The organism is Williamsia limnetica (assembly GCF_003217475.1).
GTDB classification, from domain to species: Bacteria; Actinomycetota; Actinomycetes; order Mycobacteriales; family Mycobacteriaceae; genus Williamsia; species Williamsia limnetica.
Map to the genome: position 1 here is coordinate 59,869 of NZ_QJSP01000002.1, position 26,778 is coordinate 86,646.

The following is a 26,778-nucleotide window of genomic DNA, read 5'->3' on the forward strand; positions in this document are numbered from 1 at the left end:
CGGACCTGGAGCAGGCTCCCGTTGCAACGAGGCCTGACCCGGGCCCGTTTTTACTTCGCGACGCTTACGGATTGCCGAAAGTGCGCGGCTGACAACAGAATTGCCTTCATCGTTAGGATGTGACATGCACCAAGCCTCGTCCTCGAGCGAAATCGATTGCGACCTGCGAGGTCGCGGCCGATGATCGGCTCGACGTTCCCGCGCAGCGTCGGGCCCACCCTATCGAATCGATCGACGACCGGACGGGTCGCCCGGGCCGCGACCGAAGCTGCGACAATGGGCCGATGACGTCGTTCGGAGATCTTCTCGGCCCCCAGCCCACCTTGTTGACCGGAGACGATGAGGCGGAGTCGGAATTGCTCAATGGAGCCGACCCTGCCGCCGTCGCAGCCGCCCACCCCACCGCGTCCGTGGCGTGGGGCGCCCTCGCCGAAGCGGCCCTGAACGACGGCGCGACCATCACCGCGTACGCGTATGCGCGCACCGGATATCACCGCGGACTCGATCAGTTGCGTCGCCACGGCTGGAAGGGTTTCGGTCCGGTGCCGTGGAGCCACGAACCGAACCAGGGATTCCTGCGTTGCGTCGGGGTCCTGGCGCGCGCTGCGCAGATCATCGGTGAAGAAGACGAATACCTCCGCTGCCTCGACCTGCTGAACGAAAGTGACCCCGCAGCCGCCGGCGAGCTCGGACTCGCCTGAGCCGCGCCCGGCCGGTCCGCCGGTCGAGCGGATAAAGCTCCTGCCGACCCTGGGTCGCGACCGACTGCCACCGCGCGTGCGAGCGCCGCTGCATCGAGTTCGGCTGTCGCTGCTGCCCGTTCTGCAGTGCTCTCTGGCGGCTGGTCTCGCGTGGTGGATCGCAACCCAGATCTTCGATCACGAACGGCCATTCTTCGCGCCTATCGCTGCAGTTGTGTCCCTCGGGCTGTCGCTGGGGCAGCGCTGGCGTCGCGCTCTCGAGGTGGCCATCGGCGTCACCGTCGGAGTCGCGGTCGGCGACCTGATCATCTCGGTCATCGGCTCCGGGACTTGGCAGATCACGGTGGTCGTCGCCATCGCGATGTTGTGCGCGGTGCTCGTCGACAAGGGGCCGCTGGTCCCGATTCAGGCGGCCAGCTCGGCGGTGTTGGTGGCCACCCTGTTGCCGCCGGGCGGAGTCGATGGCTACCACCGGGTGATCGACGCGCTGATCGGTGGTCTGGTGGCGATCGGTGTGGTCGCGCTCATCCCAACCCACCCCGTCCTCCGCGCCCGCCGCGACGCGGCCAACGTGCTGACCACCATGTCTGACGTGCTCGCAGAGGTTGCCGAAGGTCTTCGGCGCATGGACCATGAGCGGCTCAGCGAAGCCCTCGAGAATGCTCGGACAACGCAGGCCGGCATCGACGCGCTGCGGTCGGACATCTCCGGCGGCCAGGAGATCAGCCGGATCTCGCCGCTGCACTGGGCACGTCGTTCGCGACTCGATCGTGTCACTGCGATGGCCGACCCGATCGACAACGCCGTCCGCAACGTCCGCGTGCTGACACGTCGCGCCGCGTCCTCGACCGAACGAGGTCAGAAGATCAAACCCGAGATCGTCGACCTCATCGGCCAGCTCGGCCATGCCTTCGACGTCCTCAACGACATGATGCTCGCCGATCCCGGGCAGATGCCTGACCAGGCCGAGGCGGCCAGGGTGTTGCGGAGTATCGCGCGCCGGGCCAAACCCGAACTGGTCGAGGGCAGCGCGCTGTCGGAGACCGTGATCCTCGCCCAGCTCCGCTCGACGCTTGTCGATCTCCTCATGGCCTGCGGGCTTTCCCGAGTCTCTGCGATGGCGACGTTGCGGTAGTTCCCTTCGGTCACTCGCGAATCGGGATACCTCCGGAACGGGGTGCGACGACACGCAGCAGCGGTAGGGCAACCACCAGTGCGAGTGCGACCAGTGCGCTGCTCACCCAGACCGGTCCGAGTTCACCTGTGCCTGCACCGAGAAGGACGACGGCGAGCGCCGGGCCACCGGCCGCGCCGATGTTGAGTGCAGCGGTTGCATACGATCCACCCATGGTCGGTGCGCCTTCCGCTTCATACAGAACCCGTGCGATCAGGGTGCTGCCGAGTGCGAAAGAAAGCGCTCCCTGGACGAACACCAGACATACGAGCAGTTCTGGGATCGCGGCCAGCATCGCCATCGCGATCCAGCCGAGCGACAGCAACGGGCCGCCGACAGCGATGAGGGTGGCAGGTCGTCGGTCCGAGACCCGCCCGGCAACGGTGATGCCGACGAACGATCCCAGCCCGAAGAGTGCCAACACCGCGGGAATCCAGATCGCATCCAGGCCCGCAGTAGCGGTCACGATGGGAGCAAGGAAGGTGAAGGTGGCGAAAGTTGCCGCGTTTATCAGCGCGCCGAGAACGATGACCAGTATCAACGTGGGTTTGGCGAGCTGTGCGATCTCGGTCCGGAGCACCGGCGACTGCCGAGCGCAGCCGGTGGTTCTCCCGACTCTCACGGGAACTCCCTTGGCCACCCCGATCGCAGCAGGCACACAAAGCAATGCGATCGCCCAGAACGTCGCCCGATAGCCCAGCAGCTCACCGAGCACTGCACCCCCCGGGGCTCCGGCCACGGTCGCCAATGTCGTACCCGACAGCAAGATTGCCAGAGCGCGTCCCTTCTGGTCCGTAGCGACGATGGTTGCGGCAGTGGTCAGCGCGACGGCAAGGAACCCGGCGTTCGCCAGCGCCGCCACGACCCGGCCGACCACCAGTCCGGCAAAACTTGTGGTGAGCGCGCCGGTGACGTGGGCAACCGCAAAGACCGACACAAACAGCAGCAGGGTCTGTCGGGGCGGCCAATGCCGTGCCAACGCTGCCATCAGCGGCGCCCCCACGACCATGCCGACCGCAAACGCAGAGGTGAGTAGCCCGGCCGCACCGATCGATACATCGAGGCCGGCAGCGATGTCCGGCACCAGTCCGGCGAGCATGAATTCAGAAGTGCCCATCGCGAAGGCTGCGAGGGCAAGCATGTAGAGCGGAAAGAACATCGGAACTCCGAGGTGAGAGAACGAGTGAGGAATTTCTCGTCACCGCGGTCAGCGCCCGGATGCGTGCTCTGTCACCCCCGTGCAGCGAGGGCTGCGGGTTGCGAACTAGGGGTTCAGGAGTTCAGGTATGAGGGGGCTGACGGCGTGACCGAAAGCCCCGCCCCTGTCCGATTCCGGGCTCGACATGACTGTCACGTTAGCCCATCACGACGAAGCGCGGTTCGCGCGGTTGCAACTCATGCGTACTCATGCATATATTGATGATCGGTCCTGGCGTCAGGACAAGAACAGGGGATTGAACTGATGGGTCACACGCACAGCCACGGTCCTGGTGCGTCCGGCGAGGCCGACGGCACCGAGCGCAGGCTCTGGCCGATGGTGGCCGGTGCGGTCATCATCTCGGTGTTCTTCGTCGTGGAACTGACGGTCGGCATCTCGGTCAATTCGCTTGCCCTCATCGCCGACGCCGGGCACATGCTCACCGACGTGGTGGCCATGCTGATGGGTCTCGGTGCGCTGCTCCTGAGTCGGCACGGTAGCTCGGACGGAGTGAAGACCTTCGGCTGGCATCGCGCGGAGGTCTTCACTGCCGTCGCCAATGCGATTCTGCTCATCGGCGTGGCCGTGTTCGTGCTGTACGAGGCCATCGAGCGCATCGGCACCGACCCGCACGTTCCCGGGCTGACCCTGGTGGTCGTCGCCCTGGTCGGTCTCGCCGCGAACATCGTCGTCATGCTGCTGCTGCGCAGTGACTCCAAGGGCAGTATCGCCGTGCGCGGTGCGTACATGGAGGTTCTGGCCGACGCCGTCGGTTCGGTCGGAGTCCTGATCGCCGGCATCGTCACCATGACGACCAGTTGGCCATACGCCGACCTCGTCGTGGCCGTTCTCATCGCGCTCTGGGTGGCGCCCAGAGCCGTGCGGCTCGCGCTCGACGCGCTGCGCATCCTGGCCCAGCAGGCACCCCAACATGTGGACGTCGACAAGGTCCGCGCCGACCTCACCGAACTCGCAGGAGTCACCGAGGTCCACGACTTGCACATCTGGACCCTGACCACCGGGATGGACGTCGCCACGGTGCACGTCACCGCCACAGCGGACAATGCCCAGGTACTCGGTGCCGCTCGCCGGGTTCTCGACTCACACGGCCTGACTCACGCCACAATCCAGGTCGACCCCGTCGGCACCCAGGCCGACTGCCACAAGAAGATCACCTGGTAACACCGAAAATGGGGCCTTCTGGCGAAGCCCACCAGGGCTTTTGCTCGCCAGAAGGCCCCACTATCGAGCGGGTCAGGAGTCTTCGGGCTCGATCCGCCGCAGGACGGTGATGGCGCGGGGGCCGACGGAGATCGTCGCCGGCGACGACAGCGGATCGACCTCCTCGTCCGAGTGCATCGTGTCGATCACGACCTCCCACTGGTCGCCGTACTCCGCGGGTACGGCGAAATCGATGGGCTCGTAGTGCGCGCTGAGCAATAGTAGGAATGAGCTGTCGGTGATCCGTTCACCGAAGTCATCGACCTCGGGGATCGCGCTGCCGTTGAGGAACAGTCCCACCGCGCGGCCGAAATCCGCGGACCAGTCGTCCTCGGTCATCTCGCTGCCGTCGGGCCGGAGCCACGCGATGTCGGGCAGGGCGTCGGCGGACCGTTGCATAGGCCGGCCCTCGAAGAACCGGCGGCGACGGAAGACGGGATGCGCGGCACGCAGTGCGGTGACCTTTCGGGTGAAGGCGAGCAGGCCTTCGTCGACGTTCTCCCAGTCGATCCACGTCAGCTCGTTGTCCTGGCAGTAGCCGTTGTTGTTGCCCTGCTGGGTGCGGCCGAGCTCGTCGCCGTGGCTGATCATCGGGACACCCTGCGACAGCAGTAGAGTCGCAATCATGTTGCGGCTCTGACGCGCTCGCAGTTCGAGGATCTCCGGATCATCCGTCTCGCCCTCGACGCCACAGTTCCATGACCGGTTGTGGCTCTCGCCGTCGGCGCTGTCCTCGCCGTTCTCCTCGTTGTGTTTCTCGTTGTACGACACCAGGTCCCGCAGGGTGAAACCGTCGTGTGCGGTCACGAAGTTGATCGACGCGGCGGGCCTGCGGCCATCGTGCTCGTACATGTCGGCCGAACCGGTGATACGCGAGGCGAATTCGCCCAACGTGTCGGGCTCACCGCGCCAGAAGTCGCGGACGGTGTCGCGGTACTTGCCGTTCCATTCCGTCCACTGCGGAGGGAAGTTGCCGACCTGATAGCCGCCGGGCCCGACGTCCCAGGGCTCGGCGATGAGCTTGACCTGACTGACGATCGGGTCCTGCTGGATCAGGTCGAAGAAGCTGGACAGTCTGTCGACGTCGTAGAACTCGCGGGCCAGTGCCGAGGCGAGGTCGAAGCGGAATCCGTCGACGTGCATCTCGGTGACCCAGTACCGCAGCGAATCCATCAGCAGCTGCAGGGAATGCGGGTGGCGGACGTTGAGGGTGTTGCCGGTGCCCGTGTAATCCATGTAGTACTGCAGGTCGTCTTCGACCAGCCGGTAGTACGACGCGTTGTCGATGCCCCGGAACGACAGGGTGGGTCCGAGGTGGTTGCCTTCGGCAGTGTGGTTGTAGACGACGTCGAGGATGATCTCGATGCCTGCCTCGTGGACGGCCTTCACCATCGACTTGAAGTCCTGCACCTGGCCAGAACGCGAGTCGGCGCGGGAGTACTTGGAGTCAGGGGCGAAGAAGCCGATGGTGTTGTAGCCCCAGTAGTTCGACAATCCCTTGTCCTGCAGCACCGAGTCGTCCGCGAAGTGGTGCACCGGCATCAACTCGAGTGCGGTGACCCCCAGCTCGGTCAGGTGGTCGAGGATCGCGGGGTGCGCGATGGCCGCGTAGGTGCCGCGAAGTTCCTCGGGGATGCCGGGATGGGTTTCCGTCAAGCCCTTGACGTGTGCCTCGTAGACGACGGTGTCGGGGTAAGAGTGTCGCGGCGGGCGGTCGACGCCCCAGTCGAAGAACGGATTGATCACCACCGACTTGGGCATGTAGGGCCCGGAGTCGTCGTCGTTGCGAGACGACGGATCATCGAAGTGGTAACCGAAAACGGCTTCAGCCCACTCGAACTTGCCGTCGATGGCCTTGGCGTACGGGTCGAGCAGCAACTTGTTCGGGTTGCACCGTTGCCCCTGGGCCGGATCGTGTGGTCCGTGGATTCGATAGCCGTAGCGCTGCCCGGGTTCGACACCGGGAAGGAAGCCGTGCCACACGAAGCCGTCCCGCTCGAGCAGGTCGATCTGGGTCTCGGCGCCGTCGTCGTCGATCAGGCAGAGCTGCACCCGTTCGGCGACCTCACTGAACACGGCGAAATTGGTACCTGCCCCGCTGTAATTTGCTCCCAGCGGATAGGCGGTACCCGGTCGAATCTGCAAGTGTTCCTCCTGGCATCGGACTGATGTACGTGGACGACAGCGCCGGTGCTGACCGCGTGGGACTACCCGGAACCGCTACAACACAAACAATTGTCCTATCGCCAGAAGACAAACAACTGCCAACCCCAGGACGCCAGGGCCCGGTCTGCTCCGCCGAGTTCGAAAAGGGAGTAGACGAAGTCGAAAAAAGCCCGGTTGAGCTGTGGAATCAGCAAGAGTCCGAAAATGATCAAGAATCCGTATTGTCCGACCGGTGCCACTTTCCGGCGGGTCTCGATGGACAGATACGGCTCGATGATCCCGTAGCCGTCGAGTCCGGGGATCGGGAGCAGATTCAGCAACGCCGCGGTGATCTGCAGTACCGCGAGCATCGATAGAGCAGACCAGAAATTGAGTTCACCGAACACCGCGTAAAGGTCTTGGCTCCCGACGATGCCGAGCAGGATCACCGCGAGCGCAATGTTCGTCACCGGACCTGCGGCGGAGACGATACTGCGCTGAGCCTTGGTGAAACCGGCCTGGTTCACATAGACGGCGCCGCCGGGGAACCCGATCCCTCCGAGCAGGATGAACAAGAGCGGCAAGGCGATCGAGAGTCCGGGGTGCGCGTACTTCAGGGGATTGAGGGTCAGGTACCCGCGGAGTTCGGCGCCGTGGTCGCCGAACTTGAACGCGGTGACGGCGTGGGCGAACTCGTGCAGACACAGCGAGACCACCCAGCCGCCGATCACCATGAGCAGCGCTCCGATGATCGCCACGGCGGTTCGATCTCCGCCGGAGTTCCACAGGATCACGCCACCGAGAACTGTCGCAGCGACCACCGCGAGAAACACCGGACCCGGCCGGACGGCGCGTGCGACGGCCCGAGTCGTGCCGGCGCTCACGTGGTTCTTGCGCTCATGGCCGGACCAGCTTCCAGTTGTGTTGATGCCGATAGAAGGTCGATCGCTTCGTCGGCCTCGGGGCGGTGATGCCGTCCCTCTCGACGATGAGTGCAGGCGCCCCGGTCTGCGCTGCTCGGCCGAGGTGCCACTTCGCGCGGAACCTCTTGTCGAGGCGTGCCCGGACGCCGGGCATCGTCGTCGTCGGTTCGATGACCACGGCCTTGGCCTTTCCCCGGATCAGGAGCTCACTGTCGACGTAACTCTCACCGTCGAACGGTCCATCGACGCCACGTTGCCGCGCCTGCCCGAGCAGGACGATCGCCATGTCGTCGCGGATCAGGGGTAGCTCGGCAGCCGCTCCTTCCACGGCGAGGGCAGCGGCGGCGGCACCCGTCGGCAGTCCGTAGACCTTGCTCGCAGGCGTCGCATGGGGCAGCACCAGCGCGATGTCGAGGTCGAGCCGCTCGGCGAGCATGATGCGGCCGACGACGGCGGCACAGAAGGCGTCGGGGAGCTGCGGCCCGGCGACCACGACGATCCGCGTGAGCGACTCATCCGAGAGCGCACCGGTGAGCGCAGCCAGGATCGAGGACCGCTCGCGCACCGCTTCGGTGTGTCCGACGCCTGCCGGGATGAGTTCCGGGTCCGCCCCGGCTTCGGCGATCACTTGCATATGTCCTGGTCCCACCGCATCCTCGCTCACCTCGCACGCCTGTCGTCAGCGATCCTACGGACCGAATCCCGTAGGCCGTTCGGCCACGTCAGACGTGCCCGAGAGACCTCGATCACGTAAATCCCGGCTCGACCCAGTAGGGTTGACCCACGGTTCGGCGTGCGCATCTGCATGTCGTCCGGAAGGAGCGCGTACATGCCTGCGATCGTGCTGATCGGCGCCCAGTGGGGCGATGAAGGTAAAGGCAAGGCCACTGATCTCTTGGGTGGTCGCCTGCAATGGGTGGTGCGGTACCAGGGCGGAAACAACGCCGGGCACACCGTGGTTCTGCCCAACGGCGAAACATTCGCCTTGCACCTCATCCCCTCGGGAATTCTCACCCCCGGCGTCAAGAACGTCATCGGCAACGGTGTCGTCGTCGACCCCGGTGTGCTGTTGACCGAGTTGGGCGGTCTGGAGGATCGCGACGTCGACACCAGTGGTCTGCTGATCTCCGCGGACGCCCATCTGCTGATGCCGTATCACGTGGCCATCGACAAGGTCACCGAACGGTTCCTCGGCAACAAGAAGATCGGCACCACCGGACGTGGCATCGGGCCCTGCTATCAGGACAAGATCGCGCGTGTCGGTGTCCGGGTCGCCGATGTGCTCGACGAGAGCATCCTGACCCAAAAGGTCGAGGCCGCACTGGAAATCAAGAACCAGATCCTCACCAAGATCTACAACCGGCGAGCGCTCGATCCGGCGAAGGTCGTCGAAGAGGTCCTGGGCCAGGCCGAGGGTTTCAAGCACCGCATCGCCGATACCCGCCTGCTGCTCAACCAGGCGCTCGAAACCGGTGAGACCGTGCTGCTGGAAGGGTCGCAGGGCACCCTGCTCGACGTCGACCACGGCACGTATCCCTATGTGACATCGTCGAATCCGACTTCCGGTGGCGCGGCGGTGGGGTCCGGTATCGGCCCCACCCGCATCACCACGGTCCTCGGAATCCTCAAGGCGTACACCACCCGCGTCGGCTCGGGTCCGTTCCCGACGGAGCTGTTCGACGAATGGGGCGCGTACCTGGCCAAGACCGGCGGCGAGGTCGGTGTCACCACCGGCCGGGCCCGCCGATGCGGCTGGTTCGACGCCGTCATCGCGCGATATGCGACGCGGGTCAACGGCATCACCGACTACTTCCTGACGAAGCTCGACGTCCTCTCCAGTCTCGACACGGTCCCGATCTGTGTCGCCTACGAGGTCGACGGCGTCCGGGTCGATGAGATGCCGATGTCTCAGACAGGTTTTCACCACGCGAAGCCGATCTACGAGGAGATGCCCGGCTGGTGGGAGGACATCTCGCAGTGCCGGACCTTCGACGAGCTGCCGCAGAACGCACAGAATTACGTGCTGCGACTCGAAGAGCTCTCCGGGGCCCACATCTCCTGCATCGGGGTCGGTCCGGGACGAGACCAGACGATCGTGCGTCGCGAGATTCTCTGATCGCTCGACCCGTGGGACTAATTTAAGAAATCGTCCCGAACTCCATCGTGCCCTGTGGTAGACATCACGCCAGGGAAGCAGTCAGCACTGACTGTGGGATGGGGGAGTGGGATGGAGCAGCTAACTCGGCGGACGGTACTGAAGGCCGTAGGTGTGGGCGTCGCCGTAGCCGGCACCACTCTCGTCGTGCCGTCGCTGACGGGTCCCGCAGCCAAGGCCGTACCGCCGACGGGTGGAGGTCGCGGACGAGGGGTCGCGATCTTCGGCGGCGGTATGTCGGGGTTGACGGTCGCGCACGAGTTGATCGAGCGGGGATTCGCGGTCACCGTCTACGAACCGGCGTTCCTGGGCGGCAAGGCCCGCAGCATGGATGTTCCGAACACCGCAGCAGGCGGGCGGCTCGCGCTACCGGGTGAGCACGGATTCAGGTTCTTCCCCGGCTGCTACCAGCACGTGCCGGACACGATGCAGCGCATCCCCGTCGGCCGCGGAGGCAACGTCAAGGACACCCACCTGATCAACGTCGAGGGTGCGGTGATCGCGCTGGACGAGGCCGGCTACGCACCGATCACCGTGCCCCAATCGGTCAACGGATTCGTCGAACATGCCAGCGCGATGGTCAGCCTCGAGAACTTCAGGAACGCCCTGACCACATCGCTGAAGATCGTCGGGGACATTCCTCCGCACGAGCTCGCCTACTTCGTCACCAGGGAACTGATCATCGCCACGAGTTGTCAGGAGCGCCGCATCGGGCAATGGGAGGAGCAGTCCTGGATGGAGTTCGTGAAGGCGAGGGGCAAGTCCAGTGCGTACCAAAAGTACCTGGTCAGTGCCCTCACGCGAGCGACGGTGGCGGCCAAGCCCGACCTGGGCTCGGCCCGGACGATCGGTCAGATAGGCCTCGCTCTTGTCACCTCGGCAACCGGGCTGATCAGTCAGTACTCCGGCACCATCGTCGGTGGTGGTGTCGACCGGGTCCTCAACGCACCCACCGATCACGCCTGGATCAACCCGTGGGTCGACTACCTCCGGGGACGCGGAGTCCAGTTCGTGATGGGCCAGGGCGCCACCGCATTCGACGTCTCCGGAGGGCAGGTCACCGGCGTTCAGGTCTCGGGCACGTCGGGGTCGACGACGGTGACGGCGGATCACTACGTCGCCGCCATGCCACTCGACAAGCTCAAACCTCTGCTGCGACCGGATGTGTTGGCTGCGGCGCCTTCGCTCGCGGGGATCGCCGAACTGCAGGACGACTGGATGGTGGGTATCCAATACTTCCTGTCGCGTCGCTCCGACGTGCCGCCCAGTCACATCGCGTCGCTCGGCACCCCGTGGGCGCTGACCGGACTCTTCCAAGCCGGTCCGTGGGATGTCGATTTCGGGCGGAAATACGGCGACGGCCGGGTGCACGACTGCCTGTCCATCGACATCTCGGATTGGGATACGCCAGGGATCCTGTACGGGAGGACCGCCAAACAGTGCACCAAGGGAGAGATCGCCAAGGAGGTGTGGGCGCAGATGAGCAGGGCCATGAACAGGGGGTCCACGCCGATCTTGCGGGAAAGTGAGGTGGTGAGTTGGCACCTCGATCCCGGGATCACCTGGAGCCCAACAATTTCGAACGAAACACCGTTGATGGTCAACACGGCGGGCTCGTATCGGTATCGCCCGACCGCAGACACTGCCATTCCCAACTTCTTCATCGGCGGCGACCACGTCCGAACCAACATCGACCTCGCAACCATGGAGGGTGCCAACGAGTCCGGCAGGCGCGTGGCGAACGCAATCCTCGATGCGTCGGGGAGCAATGCAGAACGGGTAGCGGTACACCCGTTGTGGGAGTTGCCGTTTCTCGATCCGTTCAAGCAGACCGACCGCGACCGGTACCGGGCCGGCCTGCCGCACATCATGGATGTTTGATCCGGCGGTAGTGTTGCTCCATGACGGACGAACCCGTATCTGTGGGCAGCACACAACAACTCGGGGTCCAGCAGCTCAAGAGCACCAAGAGTCGCAATCAAATTCTCGACGCAGCCCTCGACGTTCTCGTCAGCAAGGGGTACGCGCAGGCCAGCACGCTCGCGATCCAAGAGGCGGCAGGCGTCTCGCGGGGTCGGCTGTTGCATCATTTTCCGTCGCGCGACGATCTGCTGATGGCTGCCGTGCATCACCTGGCGCGGGTGCGTATCGAAGAACTGCCGCAACGCGTCGAGTGGCCGGATGATCCGGTGGAGCGGATCTCGGTCGGGATCGACACCGGGTGGTCGACGTTTCATCAGCCGTACTTCGTCGCCTCGATCGAACTGTGGACCGCGGCCCGCACCAACGAGCGGTTGAGAAGTGCGCTGCTGCCCGCCGAACGTGAGCTCGGACCGACGGTGCGCGCGGCCGTCGACTCCTTCCTGGGCCCGGTGCTCACGGCTGCTCCCCGCACCGACGAGCTGTATCCGATCCTGCTGTCGAGCATGCGTGGTGCGGCGATGACCTATCTACTCGATCGGCGCGACCCCACGGATGACCCGCATCTGCCGCTCTGGAAGACGTTGACCGCCGAATACCTGCTCGACGACTGACAAACCCACCCCGTCCAGGCAAAATCACGTGCTGCAGCACCTGGGTTTGCCTGGAGCGCCTGGGTTTGTCTCGGTGTCCACAGATGCGCCATCGATCCACAGCTCGGTCGGAAATCGGTCTACTGCAGACGATCACCGCATGGACGCGTTCGATGATCCGTCCATGGACTTCTTGCCTGCACCTGACGGTCTGATCCGTCGAACGGACGGCCAATCCGACGACGAGGAACTGCGGCGCGGCGTACGCCGCGGGAAGCTGGTTCGCGTCACACGAGGCGTGTATCGCCCCGTCGACCCGGATGGGAACACCCGAGACCCTGATCACGACAAGCAGTACGCCGAACTCGTGATCGCCGTGGCCCGGCGGTCGAAGCAACGGGTGGTGAGCCATGTGTCCGCCGCCGCGATCCACGGCCTGAACCTGCTGGCGCCGGACCAGCGGCTGGTTCACTTCTACGTTGCGGCCGGTGGATGCCGCACTCGAGAAGTTCATCTGCACGAGGGTGGCGCACTGCGGGAGTCCGACACCACCGTGGTCGACGGCGTCCTGCTGACCAAACTGGCGCTCACCGCCTGCGATGTCGCGCGTCAAGGAACGTTCGCCCAAGCGGTTGCCGTCCTGGACCACGCTCTGCGTTTGGGCGTGACCCGCAGCGAACTCGGTTCCATCGCGCAGCGGTTCGGCGAGACCAAAGGGATCGCGACACTGCGCCGTGCTCTCGAGGTCGCCGACAAGAACTCCGAGCCCGTGGGCGAATCCCTCAGTCGGGCATTGATGATCGAGTGGTCCGAGATACCGGTGCCGTCGCTGCAGGCCGAATACCGCGACGGGCACGGCCAGCTCATTGCTCGCGTCGACTTCGACTGGGACGGCAAAGTCGTCGGTGAGTTCGACGGAAAGGTCAAATACGAAAAGAACCGCCGACCCGGGGAGAGCGCTTCCGATGTCGTGTTCCGCGAAAAACAGCGCGAGGACCGCCTGCGTGACGAAGGTCTGACGGTCGTCCGGTGGGTGTGGGACGACTTCAGAAAGCCCCAGGTCCTGCGGGCGCGGATACGCAGAGCGCTCACGCAGGCCGGCGTCATCTGACCCGCAAAACCAGGTCGTGCAGGCAAAACCAGGTGCCGCAGCAGCTGGGTTTACCTGGAACGAGTGGGTTTGTGACGAGTGAGCGAAACGCGCAAAAGGCTACTAATGCGCTCAAGCGTGACTGTGATCTGGCGCACCTCCAGACTCTTTTTTGTAGCGCGGATCACTCCGGTCCCGCAGTCCGCAAACGAGAGCGACGTTCGTCATGTTGGTAGCACTGGGCCTTGCGATGGTGGCCACATTCATGTTCCTGATCATCACCAAACGCGCCACCCCCGTGGTGGCCCTGATCTTGGTGCCCGTCGCGTTCGGCCTGTTCGCCGGCGCGGGCATGGGGATCAGCGACATGATCACGGACGGCATCAAGGATCTCGCGCCGACGGCCGCGATGCTGTTCTTCGCGATCATCTACTTCGGCATCATGATCGACGTCGGACTCTTCGACCCGATCGTGCGCGGCGTCGTCAAAGCCGTCCGCGCCGACCCCGCCAGACTGGTGGTGGGTACAGCACTGCTGGCGATGATCGTCTCGCTCGACGGTGACGGGTCGACGACGTTCATCATCGTCACGTCGGCGTTGTTGCCGCTGTACCTCAAACTCGGTGTCAGCCCCGTGGTCCTGACCGTCACCGCAGGCCTGGCCAACGGCACCCTGAACATCCTGCCCTGGGGCGGCCCGACCGCACGAGCCGCTGCCGCACTGGGAATCTCGCCGTCCGACGTCTTCATCCCGATGATCCCGTCGCTGGTCGCAGGCCTCGTCATCGTGTTGCTGTTCTCGTACCACCTGGGCGTCATGGAGCGTCGCCGGATCGGCAAGATCACCATCCGGGAATCGGTCCTGTCCCGTGAGAACGAGGCCGTGCTGGTGGGTACCGGCGGCGGCACCGGCTCCAACGGAACGGGTGGCTCCGGTCGCAGCGGTGGCACAACCGGCGGCTCGACCGGTGAGAACGCCAGTGGGGGCGGCGATTCGTCCGATGGCGGATTCGTCGGTAATGCCCTCGACCCCCACCGCACCACCCTGCGGCCCAAGCTGTTCTGGGTCAACGCCGGACTGACGATCGCATTGCTCGCCGTCCTGGGTATGGATGTCATCGCCATCCCCGTGCTGTTCATGGTCGCGGCAGCTCTGGCATTGGTCATCAACTTCCCGCACGTCAAAGACCAGCAATCGGCCATCACCCGGCATTCGTCGAGCATCGTGTCGGTTGTCGCGATGGTGCTGGCAGCCGCTGTGCTCACCGGGGTGTTCGCCGGTAGCGGCATGGTCGAGGCGATCGCCGAATGGCTGACGTCGATCCTTCCCGACGCCATGGGACCGCACCTGGCCGTGGTCGCAGGAGTGCTCTCCATCCCGTTCACGTTCCTGATGAGCAATGACGCCTTCTACTTCGGGATCCTGCCGGTGCTGTCCGAAACGGCCGCGACCTACGGGATCGCACCGGTAGAGATGGCACGGGCCTCGATCACCGGACAGACCGTGCACATGCAGAGTCCGCTGGTGCCCGCGATCCTGCTGCTGGTCTCGCTGGCAGGTGTATCACTGGCCGACCATCACAAGAAGGTGCTGTGGCGGGCCGTGGTGGTCTCCCTCGCCATGCTGGTCGTCGGAGTCCTCGTCGGCTCCATCCCGTTCTGACCCGCTCGCATTCCTCACACGTAGGCACCCGTCTCATGGCGGGTGCCTACGCTGTTGTGATGCGGCTGCGTAACCAGGTCTTGCTCTTGCAGGTGGTGGTGATCGCGGTCAGTCTCGCTGCCGGCTTCGGGGTGGTGATCTCTACGAGCGACGACCGGCTCCGCGACGAATACGGGCAGCGAGCTCTCGCGATCGCACGGACTGTCGCCACCGACACCGACGTCCGCGAGGCTGTGGCGAGTTCGGGTGGGACAGCGCTCGATCCTGCCGAGCTGGTTGCACGTCCACTGCAGGCCGAAGCCCTCGCCGTGGCGACGCGTACCGACGCGCTGTTCGTGGTGATCGCCAACGATCAGGGCATCCGGCTGGCGCACCCCGACCCCGCGGAGCTGGCCCAGCCGCTGAGCACCGACCCCAGCCGTGCGCTCGCCGGACAGGAAGACCTGGCCACCGACCGCGGAACGCTCGGACAGTCGGTGCGGGCAAAGGTGCCGATCTACGCACCCGGCGGAACCGAGGTGGTGGGCCTGGTGAGCGTCGGCATCTCCACCGAAGAAATAGCCGACGACCTGCGCGGCGACATAGGCACGCTGGTCCTGATCGCGTTGTCCGCTCTGTCGATCGGAGTGGTCGGATCGGCTCTGCTCGCCCGCCGCTGGCGCCGGCTGACACTGGGTCTGGAACCCGACCAACTGGCCGAATTGGTCCGTGAGCAGGAGGCGGTACTGCACTCGATGGGCGAGGGGGTGGTAGCGATCGACCCGAGCGGCGTGGTGCGCGTCATCAACGACAAAGCCAGACTGTTGCTCGGCGTCGCAGCGCCGACCGGCAGCGCGATCGACGCCATCGGGCTCACACCCCGCGTGCTCGAGGTGGCCCGCACCCCGGTGGACATCCCGCGCTCGGCCACGGTCGCGGATCGGGTGGTGCTGGTGAGCTCACATCGCGTGGTGCGCGACGGAAAGGATCTCGGCATGGTTCTCTCGGTGGTCGACCGCACCGATGTGGAAGACCTGACCCGCCAGGTGGATTCGATCCGGTCGATGACCGACGCCTTGCGGGCGCAACGCCACGAGTCCGCGAATCGGATGCACGTCGTGGCAGGACTTCTTCGGCAGGGCAACGCCGCCGCCGGCCTCGACTATCTGGACGAGGTGATGGGCACCGGTCCGTACGGCACCGAACTGCCCGGCCTGGAAAACCTCACCGAACCCCACCTGCGAGCTTTTCTCGAGGCCAAGGCCGCCGCGGCCAGGGAACGGGGCGTCACACTCACCCTCGGCGACCAGACCTTCCTCGACGGCACCCTGCGCGACCCCGTCGTCGTGACCACCGCCGTCGGTAACCTCATCGACAATTCGATAGAGGCGGCCTCCGGCCGGGCAATCGACGCAGCCTCCGGCCGGGCCATCGAGGCGGTGGTAGAAGTCGAACTGATCGCCGACGAGGCCACCCTCCTGGTCACCGTCGCAGACTCCGGGCCGGGCATCGGCTTCGCAGATCCCGACTCGGTCTTCGTCGAAGGCGTCACCACCCACGACGACCCGGCTGTCCCCGGCGGCCGGGGCATGGGGCTGGCACTGGCCCGGCAATTGGCCCGCCGCACCGGTGGCGATCTGATCGTCGGCGACCCCGGAGGCGAGGGCGCAGCGACGGACAACACCCTCGGCGGTGCCGTTTTCGTGGCGCGGCTGCCCGGCATCGTCGCACCGGCAGGTCCGGCATGACCGGGGACGATTTCGGCGTCCTGATCGTCGACGACGACTTCCGGGTCGCCGGCCTGCACGCATCGATCGTGAACGCGGTATCGGGGTTCTCCGTTCTTGCGCAGGCAGGCACCCGTGAGGCGGCGGTCACCGCCCTGGCCGACCATCCCGAGATCGCCCTCGCCCTGATCGACGTCCACCTGCCCGATGGCCCCGGGCTCGACCTTCTCCCCAGGCTCAACTGCGATGCCTTCGTGATCAGCGCCGAGACCGACAGCGCGGCAGTCCGTAGAGCCCTGCGCGGTGGTGCGCTGACGTACCTGATCAAACCGTTCGAGAACACGGAGCTGGCGCGCAGGCTCTCGGCGTACGCGCAATACCGCCGCATCCTGGCCACAGCCACCACGGAACAGAGCGCCGTCGACGCCGCGCTCGGCGCACTGAGAACCGGACGCGCGCTCAAGGAAGCCGCGGACACCGGGTCTCAGACGGAAGAACTCATCCTGAAAGCGTTCGAGGGATCCGAGCACGTCATGTTCGCCGACGAGGTCTCGGCCGTTGTCGGGATCTCGCCGCCGACTGCCCGCAGGCATCTGGCGAATCTGGTGTCGTCGGGAAAACTGACCATGCGGCTTCGCTACGGCGCGACCGGACGACCCAAACAGGAGTACCGGCTTCCCTGAGCGCCCGGGTAGATTGCCCTGAGGTCAATCGGCGGTACAGGTGGGGGAGTGGATGAGGTTTCCGGGTCAGGAGTCGGACTTCGGTTCGGTGTTGCTCGGTTCGGCCAACGACCCCGTCCGGCGCCAGCGGATCCGGATCCAGTTGCTGATCACGGTGTCGCTGCTCACGGCCAACGCGATCGGCGCGGGCATGGCGATCTTGCTGGTGGTCGTCGGGATCCCCGAGCCCAGCGTGCTCGAAGCCCAATTCTGGTGGGTCAACTTCATCGTGGTCCCGGTGTACGTGGGGATCGCATTCTGTTTCGGCTGGGTGGTCGGGACGACAAGGGTCCTCCGGAAGCTGCGCTGGGCGCTGCGCGATGAACGCCCCAGCCCGAAACAGGCTCGCGACGCGCTACGTGCGCCGTGGACGCTGACCCGTATGCAACTGGGGTTGTGGCTGGTCGCCGACGTGCTGTTCACGCTCTGCTACGGCATCCAGGACCCGGGGTTGATCCCCAAGATCGTGCTGGTGATCGGGCTCTCCGGTGCAGTCGTCTGCGCCATCTCGTACCTGCTGACGGAGTTCTCGCTGCGACCCGTCGCCGCGCAGGCGCTCGAGACCGGCATCACGCGGCGCAGCAGATTGCGTACCCGGGGCATGCTCAGCTGGGTGCTGGGGTCGGGCATCCCGATCGTCGGGATGATGCTGGTGGTCCTGTTCGCCGTCTTCCGCGACGACACCACCAAGACCGACGTCTTCATCGCGATCATGGTGCTGGGCGCCACCGCGTTGTTCACGGGTCTGCTGCTGAACTACCTGAGCATCGACGCGATCAAGGCTCCGGTCGGGTCCGTCCGGCAGGCCATGACCAGGGTCGAGGGCGGGGACACCGACGTGAGGGTCGTCGTCTACGACGGCACCGAGATCGGTGATCTGCAACGCGGATTCAACCTCATGGTCGGAGGTCTCGGTGAACGCGAACGAATGCGTGACCTCTTCGGCAGGCACGTCGGTCGTGAGGTCGCCGAGGCCGCGCTGGCGCAGAATCCCGAACTCGGTGGCGCCGAGCGCGTGGTCGCGGTGGTCTTCATCGACGTCATCGGATCCACCACCCTCGCGGCCAGTCGCCCCCCGAACGAGGTGGTGGATCTGCTCAACCGGTTCTTCGCGGTGGTGGTCACCGCTGTCGAGCGGCATCACGGTCTGGTCAACAAGTTCGAAGGCGACGCGGTGCTCGCGGTGTTCGGGGCGCCTCTCGAATTGGACGACACCGCAACAGAGGCGCTGGCCGCCGCCCGGGAGATCTCGATCGACCTGGCCGCCGACGTACCCGAACTGGCTGCGGGAATCGGTGTTTCGCACGGACCCGTCGTCGCGGGCAATGTGGGCGCCATCCAGCGTTTCGAGTACACCGTCATCGGCGATGCCGTGAACGAGGCGGCACGGCTCAGCGAATTGGCGAAGAAAGACCCGACCCGCCCGCTGGCATCGGGGCGTGCGGTCACGGCAGCCACCACAGCGGAAGCGGCGCACTGGGACTGGCAGGAGAAGACCGAACTTCGCGGCCGCTCAGAGGTGACCGAAGTGCACGCGGCGAAACACCCGCCGACGGTTTAGAGCCGCTTGCGGCTGTCGCCGAGGCCTTCTGCAAGGTCGAGTTGCCGTAAGGCGCTACGCAGCACCTCGTCGTCGATGCGTCCGCGGTCCCGCTCGTCGATGAACACCTCGCGCTGAATCTGGATCAGCTCGTTGCGAATCCGGTTGTACGCCTCGGTCGGACTCTCACCGAGTTCGTCGGAATCGCGGCCGAGCCCCTCCCAGGCCAGATTCTTTCTCGTCCGGATCCAGTGGCGCAGGATGTCGACCTGCTCGCTGCGAGCGTCGTCGTCGGGGATTTCGGCCGCGATCTCATCGAGCCGCGTGATGGCCACCCGTCCGGCGCGGTCCTGGGCCCTGGCCAGGGCCACCAGATCGGCCTGACGGTCATCTCCCTGGACGTTCAGCCATCGGATGATCAGCGGCAGTGTCGTGCCCTGTAGCAACAGTGAGCCGACCACGACCACAAAAGTGAGGAACAGGATCGCGTCGCGGGCCGGAAACTCCGAACCATCGTCGATGGTCAGCGGAATGGCAAAGGCCGCAGCCAAACTCACCACCCCTCGCATACCGGCCCAGGACACCACGAAGACAGCGCCTGCCGACGGTTTGACCTCTCGGTTGCGAATCCGCGGGAACAGCCGGGCACCGTACGTCGCCGTGAACACCCAGACGATCCTGATCAGCACGGTGGCCAGGAAGACCGCCCCTGCGGCCCAGCAGATGCCGCTGACCGACCGCCCGTCCAGTCCCTCGATGACCCGCGGCAGTTGTAGTCCGATGAGCAGGAACACAAACGACTCGAGGATCGCGTCGATCGACTTCCATACGGCGTTGTCCTGCAACCGGGTCGCATAGCCTTCGCGGACCGATCGCTGGCCCAGGTACAGGCCGGCAACCACGACGGCGATCACTCCGGACGCATGGATTTCCTCGGCGACGAAATAGATGACGAATGGGGCCAGGATCCCCAGCGCCGTCTCCATCGGGGGGTCGTCGAGGAAGTGACGGGCGAACGCCACGGCGATACCGGCAGCCAGGCCGATGACCACACCACCGACCGCGGCTTCGGTGAACGCCAGGATGCCGTCCCACACCGTGGTGGTGGCGCCGATGGCGGCAGCGAGCGCGAGTCGGTAGGCGGTCAGCGCGGTTGCATCGTTGAGCAGGCTCTCACCGCCGAGCAGGGTCATCACGCGCCGCGGCAGTCCGAGCCGACGCCCGACGGCCTGCGCCGACACCGCGTCCGGCGGCGCGACGATGGCGCCGAGGACGAACGCGGCAGCCCAGGGTAGGTCGGGGACCGTGTAATAGGCGACCACCCCCACGCCCGCGGCGGTCGCGAGCGGCAGTCCGACGGCGAGCAGCCCCACCGCGCGGATGTTCTTCCGGAGAGCAACATAGGAGCTGTCCTGTGCTGCGGAGTAGAGCAGCGGCGGGAGGATCGCGAACAGGACGAGCTCGGGTTCGAGGGTGAACTCGGGCAGTCCTGGAATCCAGCCGACACCGAGTCCCACCACGACCAGAACCAACGGTCCGGACAATCCGTACCGGCGACACAGCGCGGAGACGATCACGGCGACCACGGCGACGATGAGCAGCCCTTCGTTCACCCGCGAATTCCTCCCTCAGCTGACTTCTGGCCGAACCAGGCAAAGATACGGGAGAATTGCCGAAGACGAAGCCGGCGGAAAGAGCTCATAGAGACCACTGCCAAACTCCAGAGGCGGAGCTCGACCAGATTGGACTGTATGCGACTGCCACGAAGATCGGTGATGCACCGAAACATCAAGGCCTCTGATGTGAAGCCGGACGACGACTTGTGCGTCGAATTGCGCGACGCGGCGAACTCGCCCGTCGAAAATCCCGCGGCGAACGACGTCGAAGTGTGTCAGGACTGTGCCGCCGAGGGTGTCGACCACTGGGCACATTTGCGACGATGCCTCGCCTGCGGGCATGTGGCGTGCTGCGATTCGAGTCCGCGCAAGCATGCGACCGTCCACTTCAAGTCGACCGGACACGCCGTGATGCAGTCGGCAGAGCCTGGTGAGACCTGGCGTTGGTGTTACGTGCACGCGCGAATGGACTGATCTGCCCCGTCATATGTCCAGAACACGGTGCCCGAAACCCGGTGCCCGATCCCGCCACGAGGGTCTACCCGTACAAAAGCCGTCTGGTTTGCCGCTAGCCTTACCAAGGTGACTACGAATACCTCGGGGAGCGGCGTTGTCATCAACGCGGTGCCCGACCGTATCGGCACCCCACTGACCCCGGGCGCCACCAAGGTGATGCTGCTCGGCGCCGGAGAGCTCGGCAAGGAAGTGGTGATCGCCTTCCAACGCTTGGGCGTCGAGGTGATCGCCGTCGACCGATACCCCGATGCTCCCGGCCATCAGGTCGCCCATCGTTCGCATGTGGTGGACATGACCGACCCCGTGGCGCTGCGTGCGGTGATCGAGGCCGAGCAGCCCGACTACGTGGTCCCGGAGATCGAGGCGATCGCCACCGAGGTGCTCGTCGACATCCACGAGGAGGGCTTCACCGAGGTCATCCCGACCGCCCGTGCGACTGCGCTGACGATGAATCGCGAGGGTATCCGCCGGCTCGCGGACGAACGACTTGGCCTGCCGACGTCGCCGTACGCGTTCGCGGACTCGGCTGACGAGATCCGCGCGGCCACAGCCCGTGTCGGGTATCCGTGCGTGATCAAGCCTGTGATGTCGTCATCGGGCAAGGGCCAGAGCGTGGTCCGCGGTCCGGACGAGATCGACGCCGCCTGGGATCACGCGGTCGCAGGTGGACGCGTCAAAGGAGGCCGGGTGATCGTCGAGGGTTTCGTCGACTTCGACTACGAGATCACCTTGCTCACCGTGCGGGCGGTCGACCCGGCGACCGGGCGCCTGTCCACCTATTTCTGTGCACCCATCGGGCATCGCCAACAGCAAGGCGACTACATCGAATCGTGGCAACCGCAGCCGATGAGTGAGGTCGCGCTCGGCGGTGCGACCTCGGTGGCCGCGCGTATCGCGGCGGCTCTCGGTGACGGTCACCTCGGTGGCCGGGGCATCTTCGGGGTCGAGATGTTCGTGAAAGAAGACGATGTCTATTTCTCGGAGGTCAGCCCCAGGCCGCACGACACCGGGCTCGTGACGCTTGGTACCCAACGTCTTTCGGAGTTCGAGATGCATGCCCGGGCGATCCTCGGCCTCCCCGTCGACGTCACGCTCGCCTCGCCCGGGGCCTCCGCGGTGATCTACGGCGGACTCGACGAGCCGGCGATCGCCTTCGAGAATGTCGCTGCGGCGCTGGCCATCCCGGAGACCGATATCAGGCTGTTCGGCAAGCCCGAGAGTTTCGCGCGCCGCCGCATGGGCGTGGTCATCGCGACCGCCGACGACGTCGGCACCGCCCGGCAACGCGCCGGCGACGCCGCTCGCCTGGTTCGCCCCATCAGCACCTCGCCGCAGGCCGACACCGCTGCGGTGGCGACGGCGAGCCGAGCGCCCGCACCGAAGCCGGATGCTGGGCACGATGACCTGGCGCAGACCCGCATGACCCGCAGGCCCCCGCCCGCTGGGCCGCCCCCGCCTGTACGACAGACCCCGCCTGCCGGGCCGCCCCCGCCTGCCGGGCCGCCCCCGGCTGCAGGGCGGCCACCTCAGCAGGGGCCGCGTCCGGATGCCCGGCTCCAGAAGCCGGTCCGTTCTGGCGAAGATCCCCGGTAGCGCGGATGTCTTTTGCCGGCGAGATAGTCGTCGCCGTGGTGATCTTCATCGGTCTCTGCGGAGTGGTGTTGCCCGTATTGCCGGGTTTGATCCTCATCTTGGCGGCAATCGGGGTGTGGGCGTTCGTGGTGGGCGGGTGGGCGTGGCTGGTGTTCGCCGTCGCCGCCGGTTTTCTGGGTGTAGCGGCGCTGGTCAAATATCTCGTCGCCAACAAGTCGATGAAGAACTCGGGTGTCCCGGGACGCACGGTGATCGCCGGTGGTCTGCTCGGGATCGTCGGTTTCTTCGTGATCCCGGTCGTCGGACTGATCATCGGGTTCGTGCTGGGTGCGTTTCTTGCCGAGTGGTATCGGAACAAGAGCATCGAAGCCGGTTGGCGTGGCGCGGTTGCCGCCACCAAGGCCGCGGGCATCGCGATGATCATCGAGCTCGCGGGCGCCTTGTTTGCGGCGTCGATCTGGCTGGGCGCGGCGTTCGTCTACTAGCCCTCGACCATGCCGAGCCGCAAACGCTCCGCCTTTGCAAAGACGCGCCACAAATAAGTGGCGCGTCTTCGTATTTGTGGAGCGTTTGCGTTGGGCGGCGGGTGCGGGTCGGTGGGCGGGGGTCGGTGCTAGCGCTTGCGGCCGATGGGGACGATCATCGGACCGCCGGAAATCGGATCGGTCATCACCTGAGACCGCAAGCCGAAGGCTTCCTGCAGCAACTCGGTGGTGATGACGTCGCCGGGGGTGCCTTCGCGGATGATGGCGCCTTCGCGCATCACGATCAGCCAGTCGCTGTAGCGAATGGCGAGATTGAGGTCGTGGAGCACCATGATGATCGTCTTGCCGTGCTTGCTGCACAGGTCGTCGACGAGGTCGAGTACGTCGATGGAGTGGGACAGGTCGAGATAGGTGGTGGGCTCGTCGAGCATCACCACATCGGTCTGCTGGGCCAGCGTCAGGGCGATCCAGACCCGCTGTCGCTGACCTCCGGAGAGTGCGTCGATGGTTCGTTCGGCGAGTTCGGTGCAGTTGGTCTGCTCGAGCGCGGTGGCGACTGCCAGCTCGTCCTCTGGGGACCACTGCCGGTACCACGCCTGGTGCGGATGGCGGCCACGGGACACGAGGTCGGCGACGGTCAGACCTTCTGGGGCCACGGGGTTCTGGGGTAGCAGGCCGAGTATCCGGGCGACGTCTTTGGTGCGCAGGGTCGCGATGTCGCTGCCGTCGAGCAGGACCTGTCCGCCGGTCGGCTTGAGCAGCCGCACCAGCGACCGCAGCAGCGTCGACTTCCCGCAGCCGTTCGGGCCGACGATCGTGGTGATCTTGCCGTCGGGGATGGTGACGTCGAGGCCGTCGATCACGGTGCGTTCGCCGTAGCCGACCTGCAGATCGGTTGCGGCGACTCGCGACGCCACCTTGTCCGAGAACGCGGCACTCATACCGAAGCCTTCCGGTTGATCTGGATCATCAGGTAGATCAGGGCGGGTCCGCCGATGCCCGCGGTCACCACGCCGACGGGGATGCCGGCCGGCAAGACGGTGCGGCACAGCAGATCGCCGCCGATGACCAGGCAGGCGCCCATCAGGCCCGAGGTGATGGGGCCGGGTATCTCGGCGCGTGCGAGGCGCATGGCGATCTGTGGGGCGAGCAACGCGACGAAGGCGATGGGGCCCGCCGACGACACGGCAACTGCGGCGACGACGACGGCTGCGATGAGAATCGCCGCCGACACCGCGTTGGCCCGTATGCCCAGCCCGCGGCACACGTCTTCACCGAGGCTGAGGATGGCGAGATTGCGCGACTGGATCGTGACAAAGATGATCGCCGGGATCAGCACGATCAGCGGTGGCCACACGGCCTTCCAGCCCGCACTCGACACCGATCCGACGATCCAGAGCTGCGCCCGCTGTACTTCGTCGATGTTGGCGCGGGTGAGCAGGTAGGCGATCAGGGCCTGCAGCCCCCAGGTCAGGGCGACGCCGACGAGCACGAGTCGGATGGGATCGATGCCTTTGCGCCAGGTCAGCAGGTACATCGCGAGGGCGGTGAGCAAGCCTCCGAGGAGCGCCGCGACCGCGAGACCGAGGTCGGCGAGCCATGATGCCCAGGTCGACCCGAAGGCGATCACGGCGACGGCGGCTGCGCTCGCGCCGGAGGTGATCCCCAGCATGTCGGGGGTGGCGAGCGGGTTGCGGGCGATCACCTGCGTCAGGGCTCCGGACATGCCGAGGCCGAAACCGACGAGCAGGCTCACCAGGCCGATGGGGAGTTGGGTGTCGAAGACGACGACGTTCTCGGCGCGGGTACCCCCGCCGAGCAGGATCCGGCCGACGTCGATCGGACTCATCGGGAAATCGCTGGTCCCGATGCTCACCGCGAACAGGAACAGCGCCACCGCAGCGAGGACCAGGCCCACGCCGGTGGCCCACGGGCGGATCACGAAGGTCCCGACACCGACCCGGACAACGGTGCGGCGCAGGTGTTGGGTGGGCAGCGGAGCGGGCGCTGTCTCCGGGGGCCCGGCGAATGTGGTCATGCCGGCACCAGACTCATACTGCGACCAACTTCTTGGCTCGGACCAATGCGATGAAGAACGGGGCGCCGACCGCGGCCAGCACGATTCCGGCCTGGACCTCACCGGGCCGGGCGATCATGCGGCCGAGGACGTCGCAGGAGACCAGCGCGACGGCACCGATGAGCGCGGAGTAAGGGACCACCCACCGGTAGTCGGGACCGGTGAAGAAGCGGGCCACATGCGGCGCCACGAGACCGAGGAACACGATCGGTCCGCACGCGGCGGTCGAGGCGCCCACGAGGAGGGTGATCGCCAGGATCCCGACGATGCGGACCTGCAGGATGCGGGAGCCTAGGGCTTTCGTCATGTCGTCGCCGAGCGAGAGGATGTTGAGGAAGAACCCGCTGGCCACGGCCAAGATCAGGCCGGGGACGACGAACGGCAGCGTTGCCGTGATGACGTCCCAGCCCCGGCCCGCGATGGAACCGACCTGCCAGAAGCGCCACGCCTCGAGCGATGCGGTGTCGATGAGCACGATCGCCGAGGTGATCGCGATCAGCATCGCCGACAGGCCGGTACCGGCGAGGATGAGGGTCAGTGGGCTGGCGCCCTTGCCGACCGACGCGAGAAAGAAGACCAGGCTCGCCGCCAGCATCGCCCCGATCAGACCGAAGCCCATGTATTGGATGGGCGTGGTGATGCCGAGCAGATAGACGCCGGCGACGACGGCGCAGGCGGCGCCCGCGTTGACACCGAGAATGCCGGGATCCGCCAGCGGGTTGCGCGTGTGACCCTGTGTGAGCGCGCCGGCCGCGCCGATCGCGAGGCCCACGATCAATCCGAGCACGGTGCGCGGGATGCGCAGAGTCTGGACGATGCCGACCGCATCCGGGGCGCCGGGAACGTTGTCCGCCCAGAGCGCGTCCCAGACCTCGCCGAGGGGGATCACGCGTGACCCGATGGCAATCGAGGCCGCGCACGCGACGACCAGCAGCGTCAGCAGCAGTATGGCGCCCGGCAGGCGCAGCGATTTCTTGCCCAAGACCACCGGTTCCTGCCTCTTCGAGCTCGGGTGCGTGATCAACATTGGCGAGGTTAGCCTAACTTGCGCCTCTACCGCGAAATCAGCTGTCCGGGGACCACTGCGATAACGGAACGATCACGAAACGAAGACATGGAGTTTCTTATCTGTTTCTTGGCTAACACTCAGCCTGTAGCTGACCGATTCACCTGCAAGGCCGCTGTGTCGGTGGCATTCACGAAGAAGGAGTGAAGATGAAGCAGAAAATGGTTCGCGCTGCGGTCGCCGCAGCGGCGGCGGTCGGGATTGCGGCGGGCAGTGTCGTGGCTGCAGCTCCGGCTCAGGCGGCGGCGCCTGATCTGGCTCTCACCGGCGGGGTGTACTGCTCGTTCGGCAAGCCCGGTGATCCCTGGCAGAACGCCTGGTACATGGTGCGCTGGATGGAGGTCACCGCACACGGACGCAACTGGCCGAACGTGACCCTGCACGAATTCGGTGGCGCCGAGAAGTTCTCCCCGAATCTGAAGGAGGGCCAGAAGCTGCGCATCGAGACGAAGTGGTTCGGTTGCTTCCCGAGTTCGATCTCCGGGTACACCATCTCCAGCGACATCGATCCGCTGCAGAACAACATCGGTTTCTGGGCCAACGTTCAGCGCATCGACAACTAGCTCCGACCCTCGGCCTGAGGTCGGCGCTGTGAGATCTCATGCCGGCAGCGATCCCTTTTCCTGACGTAGACCGTCCGCACATTCTCCCCGTCAGGAGAAGGGATCGTTTCT

General features: G+C 65.7%; 23 protein-coding genes. 15 read left to right on the forward strand and 8 right to left on the reverse strand.

Going from position 1 to position 26,778, the window contains the following annotated elements:
• Positions 1–284 precede the first annotated feature (284 nt).
• Both DFR67_RS03000 and DFR67_RS03005 read left to right on the forward strand, forming a co-directional pair.
• Positions 285–701 carry a DUF3151 domain-containing protein gene (locus DFR67_RS03000; RefSeq protein ID WP_110467963.1) on the forward strand — a complete coding sequence of 139 codons (417 nt, stop codon included), beginning with the start codon at positions 285–287 and terminating at the stop codon, positions 699–701.
• Positions 664–1,836: an FUSC family protein gene (locus DFR67_RS03005; protein WP_110467964.1), complete on the forward strand. Its 1,173-nt coding sequence runs from the start codon at positions 664–666 to the stop codon at positions 1,834–1,836. The genes DFR67_RS03000 and DFR67_RS03005 overlap by 38 nt, the downstream gene beginning before the upstream one ends.
• 10 nt (positions 1,837–1,846) lie before the next feature.
• Here DFR67_RS03005 and DFR67_RS03010 read toward each other — a convergent pair whose 3' ends face one another.
• The gene (locus DFR67_RS03010; RefSeq protein ID WP_110467965.1) at positions 1,847–3,034 is read right to left on the reverse strand and encodes a Cmx/CmrA family chloramphenicol efflux MFS transporter; all 1,188 of its coding nucleotides are present in this window, start codon (positions 3,032–3,034) and stop codon (positions 1,847–1,849) included.
• A 303-nt stretch (positions 3,035–3,337) separates the two neighbouring features.
• Between DFR67_RS03010 and DFR67_RS03015 the strand changes: the two genes are divergently transcribed.
• Positions 3,338–4,255, forward strand: a complete 918-nt coding sequence (locus DFR67_RS03015) for a cation diffusion facilitator family transporter (RefSeq protein WP_110467966.1) — start codon at positions 3,338–3,340, stop codon at positions 4,253–4,255.
• A gap of 72 nt (positions 4,256–4,327) precedes the next feature.
• Here the strand turns inward: DFR67_RS03015 and glgX are convergent, their stop codons facing one another.
• From glgX to DFR67_RS03030, 3 genes are all read right to left on the reverse strand, one after another.
• Positions 4,328–6,439 carry a glycogen debranching protein GlgX gene (gene glgX, locus DFR67_RS03020; RefSeq protein ID WP_110467967.1) on the reverse strand — a complete coding sequence of 704 codons (2,112 nt, stop codon included), beginning with the start codon at positions 6,437–6,439 and terminating at the stop codon, positions 4,328–4,330.
• Positions 6,440–6,534: 95 nt separating this feature from the next.
• Entirely contained in the window at positions 6,535–7,323 is a 789-nt protein-coding gene (locus DFR67_RS03025; protein WP_110467968.1) for a site-2 protease family protein, read from the reverse strand.
• A 13-nt stretch (positions 7,324–7,336) separates the two neighbouring features.
• Entirely contained in the window at positions 7,337–8,026 is a 690-nt protein-coding gene (locus DFR67_RS03030) for a hypothetical protein (RefSeq protein WP_245937691.1), read from the reverse strand.
• A 165-nt stretch (positions 8,027–8,191) separates the two neighbouring features.
• Here DFR67_RS03030 and DFR67_RS03035 point away from each other — a divergent pair, with 165 nt between their 5' ends.
• The 8 genes from DFR67_RS03035 to DFR67_RS03070 all read left to right on the forward strand — a co-directional run bounded on the left by DFR67_RS03035 (position 8,192) and on the right by DFR67_RS03070 (position 18,772).
• Positions 8,192–9,478 carry an adenylosuccinate synthase gene (locus DFR67_RS03035; protein WP_110467969.1) on the forward strand — a complete coding sequence of 429 codons (1,287 nt, stop codon included), beginning with the start codon at positions 8,192–8,194 and terminating at the stop codon, positions 9,476–9,478.
• A 111-nt stretch (positions 9,479–9,589) separates the two neighbouring features.
• Positions 9,590–11,398 carry a hydroxysqualene dehydroxylase gene (locus tag DFR67_RS03040; RefSeq protein ID WP_110467970.1) on the forward strand — a complete coding sequence of 603 codons (1,809 nt, stop codon included), beginning with the start codon at positions 9,590–9,592 and terminating at the stop codon, positions 11,396–11,398.
• Positions 11,399–11,418: 20 nt separating this feature from the next.
• Entirely contained in the window at positions 11,419–12,051 is a 633-nt protein-coding gene (locus DFR67_RS03045; RefSeq protein WP_110467971.1) for a TetR/AcrR family transcriptional regulator, read from the forward strand.
• A 139-nt stretch (positions 12,052–12,190) separates the two neighbouring features.
• A complete protein-coding gene (locus tag DFR67_RS03050; protein ID WP_110467972.1) occupies positions 12,191–13,141 on the forward strand; it encodes a type IV toxin-antitoxin system AbiEi family antitoxin domain-containing protein in 951 nt (316 codons plus the stop codon).
• Positions 13,142–13,346: 205 nt separating this feature from the next.
• Positions 13,347–14,783: a CitMHS family transporter gene (locus DFR67_RS03055; RefSeq protein ID WP_110467973.1), complete on the forward strand. Its 1,437-nt coding sequence runs from the start codon at positions 13,347–13,349 to the stop codon at positions 14,781–14,783.
• A gap of 59 nt (positions 14,784–14,842) precedes the next feature.
• The gene (locus DFR67_RS03060; protein ID WP_110468290.1) at positions 14,843–16,510 is read left to right on the forward strand and encodes an ATP-binding protein; all 1,668 of its coding nucleotides are present in this window, start codon (positions 14,843–14,845) and stop codon (positions 16,508–16,510) included.
• Positions 16,507–17,172, forward strand: coding sequence for a response regulator (locus DFR67_RS03065; RefSeq protein ID WP_110467974.1), 666 nt, complete (start codon positions 16,507–16,509; stop codon positions 17,170–17,172). Before DFR67_RS03060 ends, DFR67_RS03065 begins: the two co-directional genes overlap by 4 nt.
• 52 nt (positions 17,173–17,224) lie before the next feature.
• Positions 17,225–18,772, forward strand: coding sequence for an adenylate/guanylate cyclase domain-containing protein (locus DFR67_RS03070; protein ID WP_110467975.1), 1,548 nt, complete (start codon positions 17,225–17,227; stop codon positions 18,770–18,772).
• Here the strand turns inward: DFR67_RS03070 and DFR67_RS03075 are convergent.
• Entirely contained in the window at positions 18,769–20,364 is a 1,596-nt protein-coding gene (locus DFR67_RS03075) for a Na+/H+ antiporter (RefSeq protein WP_110467976.1), read from the reverse strand. The two genes, DFR67_RS03070 and DFR67_RS03075, sit on opposite strands and share 4 nt — an antisense overlap.
• A gap of 138 nt (positions 20,365–20,502) precedes the next feature.
• Between DFR67_RS03075 and DFR67_RS03080 the strand changes: the two genes are divergently transcribed.
• From DFR67_RS03080 to DFR67_RS03090, 3 genes are all read left to right on the forward strand, one after another.
• Positions 20,503–20,841 (forward strand): UBP-type zinc finger domain-containing protein, encoded by a 339-nt coding sequence (locus DFR67_RS03080; protein WP_110467977.1) that lies wholly within the window; start codon positions 20,503–20,505, stop codon positions 20,839–20,841.
• Between the two features lie 198 nt (positions 20,842–21,039).
• Positions 21,040–22,476, forward strand: a complete 1,437-nt coding sequence (gene purT / locus DFR67_RS03085; RefSeq protein WP_245937728.1) for a formate-dependent phosphoribosylglycinamide formyltransferase — start codon at positions 21,040–21,042, stop codon at positions 22,474–22,476.
• 5 nt (positions 22,477–22,481) lie between these two features.
• The gene (locus tag DFR67_RS03090) at positions 22,482–22,961 is read left to right on the forward strand and encodes a DUF456 domain-containing protein (protein ID WP_110467979.1); all 480 of its coding nucleotides are present in this window, start codon (positions 22,482–22,484) and stop codon (positions 22,959–22,961) included.
• A gap of 128 nt (positions 22,962–23,089) precedes the next feature.
• On the opposite strand, the gene DFR67_RS03095 is transcribed toward DFR67_RS03090, so the two are convergent.
• The 3 genes from DFR67_RS03095 to DFR67_RS03105 are packed head-to-tail and all read right to left on the reverse strand — an operon-like array spanning position 23,090 to position 26,065.
• Positions 23,090–23,902, reverse strand: coding sequence for an ABC transporter ATP-binding protein (locus DFR67_RS03095; RefSeq protein WP_110467980.1), 813 nt, complete (start codon positions 23,900–23,902; stop codon positions 23,090–23,092).
• Positions 23,899–24,999, reverse strand: a complete 1,101-nt coding sequence (locus tag DFR67_RS03100; protein ID WP_110467981.1) for a FecCD family ABC transporter permease — start codon at positions 24,997–24,999, stop codon at positions 23,899–23,901. The genes DFR67_RS03095 and DFR67_RS03100 overlap by 4 nt, the downstream gene beginning before the upstream one ends.
• Before the next feature lie 13 nt (positions 25,000–25,012).
• Entirely contained in the window at positions 25,013–26,065 is a 1,053-nt protein-coding gene (locus tag DFR67_RS03105) for a FecCD family ABC transporter permease (RefSeq protein ID WP_110467982.1), read from the reverse strand.
• Positions 26,066–26,253: 188 nt separating this feature from the next.
• Between DFR67_RS03105 and DFR67_RS03110 the strand changes: the two genes are divergently transcribed.
• Positions 26,254–26,667, forward strand: coding sequence for a hypothetical protein (locus DFR67_RS03110; RefSeq protein ID WP_084891202.1), 414 nt, complete (start codon positions 26,254–26,256; stop codon positions 26,665–26,667).
• Positions 26,668–26,778: the final 111 nt, after the last annotated feature.

Bases quoted from the DNA above. Each gene is read 5' to 3' on its own strand.
- DFR67_RS03000 (WP_110467963.1), top strand. From the start codon at position 285: ATGACGTCGTTCGGAGATCTTCTCGGCCCCCAGCCCACCTTGTTGACC.
- DFR67_RS03010 (WP_110467965.1), bottom strand. From the start codon at position 3,034: ATGTTCTTTCCGCTCTACATGCTTGCCCTCGCAGCCTTCGCGATGGGC.
- DFR67_RS03015 (WP_110467966.1), top strand. From the start codon at position 3,338: ATGGGTCACACGCACAGCCACGGTCCTGGTGCGTCCGGCGAGGCCGAC.
- DFR67_RS03035 (WP_110467969.1), top strand. From the start codon at position 8,192: ATGCCTGCGATCGTGCTGATCGGCGCCCAGTGGGGCGATGAAGGTAAA.
- DFR67_RS03040 (WP_110467970.1), top strand. From the start codon at position 9,590: ATGGAGCAGCTAACTCGGCGGACGGTACTGAAGGCCGTAGGTGTGGGC.
- DFR67_RS03045 (WP_110467971.1), top strand. From the start codon at position 11,419: ATGACGGACGAACCCGTATCTGTGGGCAGCACACAACAACTCGGGGTC.
- DFR67_RS03050 (WP_110467972.1), top strand. From the start codon at position 12,191: ATGGACGCGTTCGATGATCCGTCCATGGACTTCTTGCCTGCACCTGAC.
- DFR67_RS03055 (WP_110467973.1), top strand. From the start codon at position 13,347: ATGTTGGTAGCACTGGGCCTTGCGATGGTGGCCACATTCATGTTCCTG.
- DFR67_RS03060 (WP_110468290.1), top strand. From the start codon at position 14,843: ATGCGGCTGCGTAACCAGGTCTTGCTCTTGCAGGTGGTGGTGATCGCG.
- DFR67_RS03065 (WP_110467974.1), top strand. From the start codon at position 16,507: ATGACCGGGGACGATTTCGGCGTCCTGATCGTCGACGACGACTTCCGG.
- DFR67_RS03070 (WP_110467975.1), top strand. From the start codon at position 17,225: ATGAGGTTTCCGGGTCAGGAGTCGGACTTCGGTTCGGTGTTGCTCGGT.
- DFR67_RS03080 (WP_110467977.1), top strand. From the start codon at position 20,503: ATGCGACTGCCACGAAGATCGGTGATGCACCGAAACATCAAGGCCTCT.
- purT (WP_245937728.1), top strand. From the start codon at position 21,040: ATGCTGCTCGGCGCCGGAGAGCTCGGCAAGGAAGTGGTGATCGCCTTC.
- DFR67_RS03090 (WP_110467979.1), top strand. From the start codon at position 22,482: ATGTCTTTTGCCGGCGAGATAGTCGTCGCCGTGGTGATCTTCATCGGT.
- DFR67_RS03095 (WP_110467980.1), bottom strand. From the start codon at position 23,902: ATGAGTGCCGCGTTCTCGGACAAGGTGGCGTCGCGAGTCGCCGCAACC.
- DFR67_RS03100 (WP_110467981.1), bottom strand. From the start codon at position 24,999: ATGACCACATTCGCCGGGCCCCCGGAGACAGCGCCCGCTCCGCTGCCC.
- DFR67_RS03105 (WP_110467982.1), bottom strand. From the start codon at position 26,065: ATGTTGATCACGCACCCGAGCTCGAAGAGGCAGGAACCGGTGGTCTTG.
- DFR67_RS03110 (WP_084891202.1), top strand. From the start codon at position 26,254: ATGAAGCAGAAAATGGTTCGCGCTGCGGTCGCCGCAGCGGCGGCGGTC.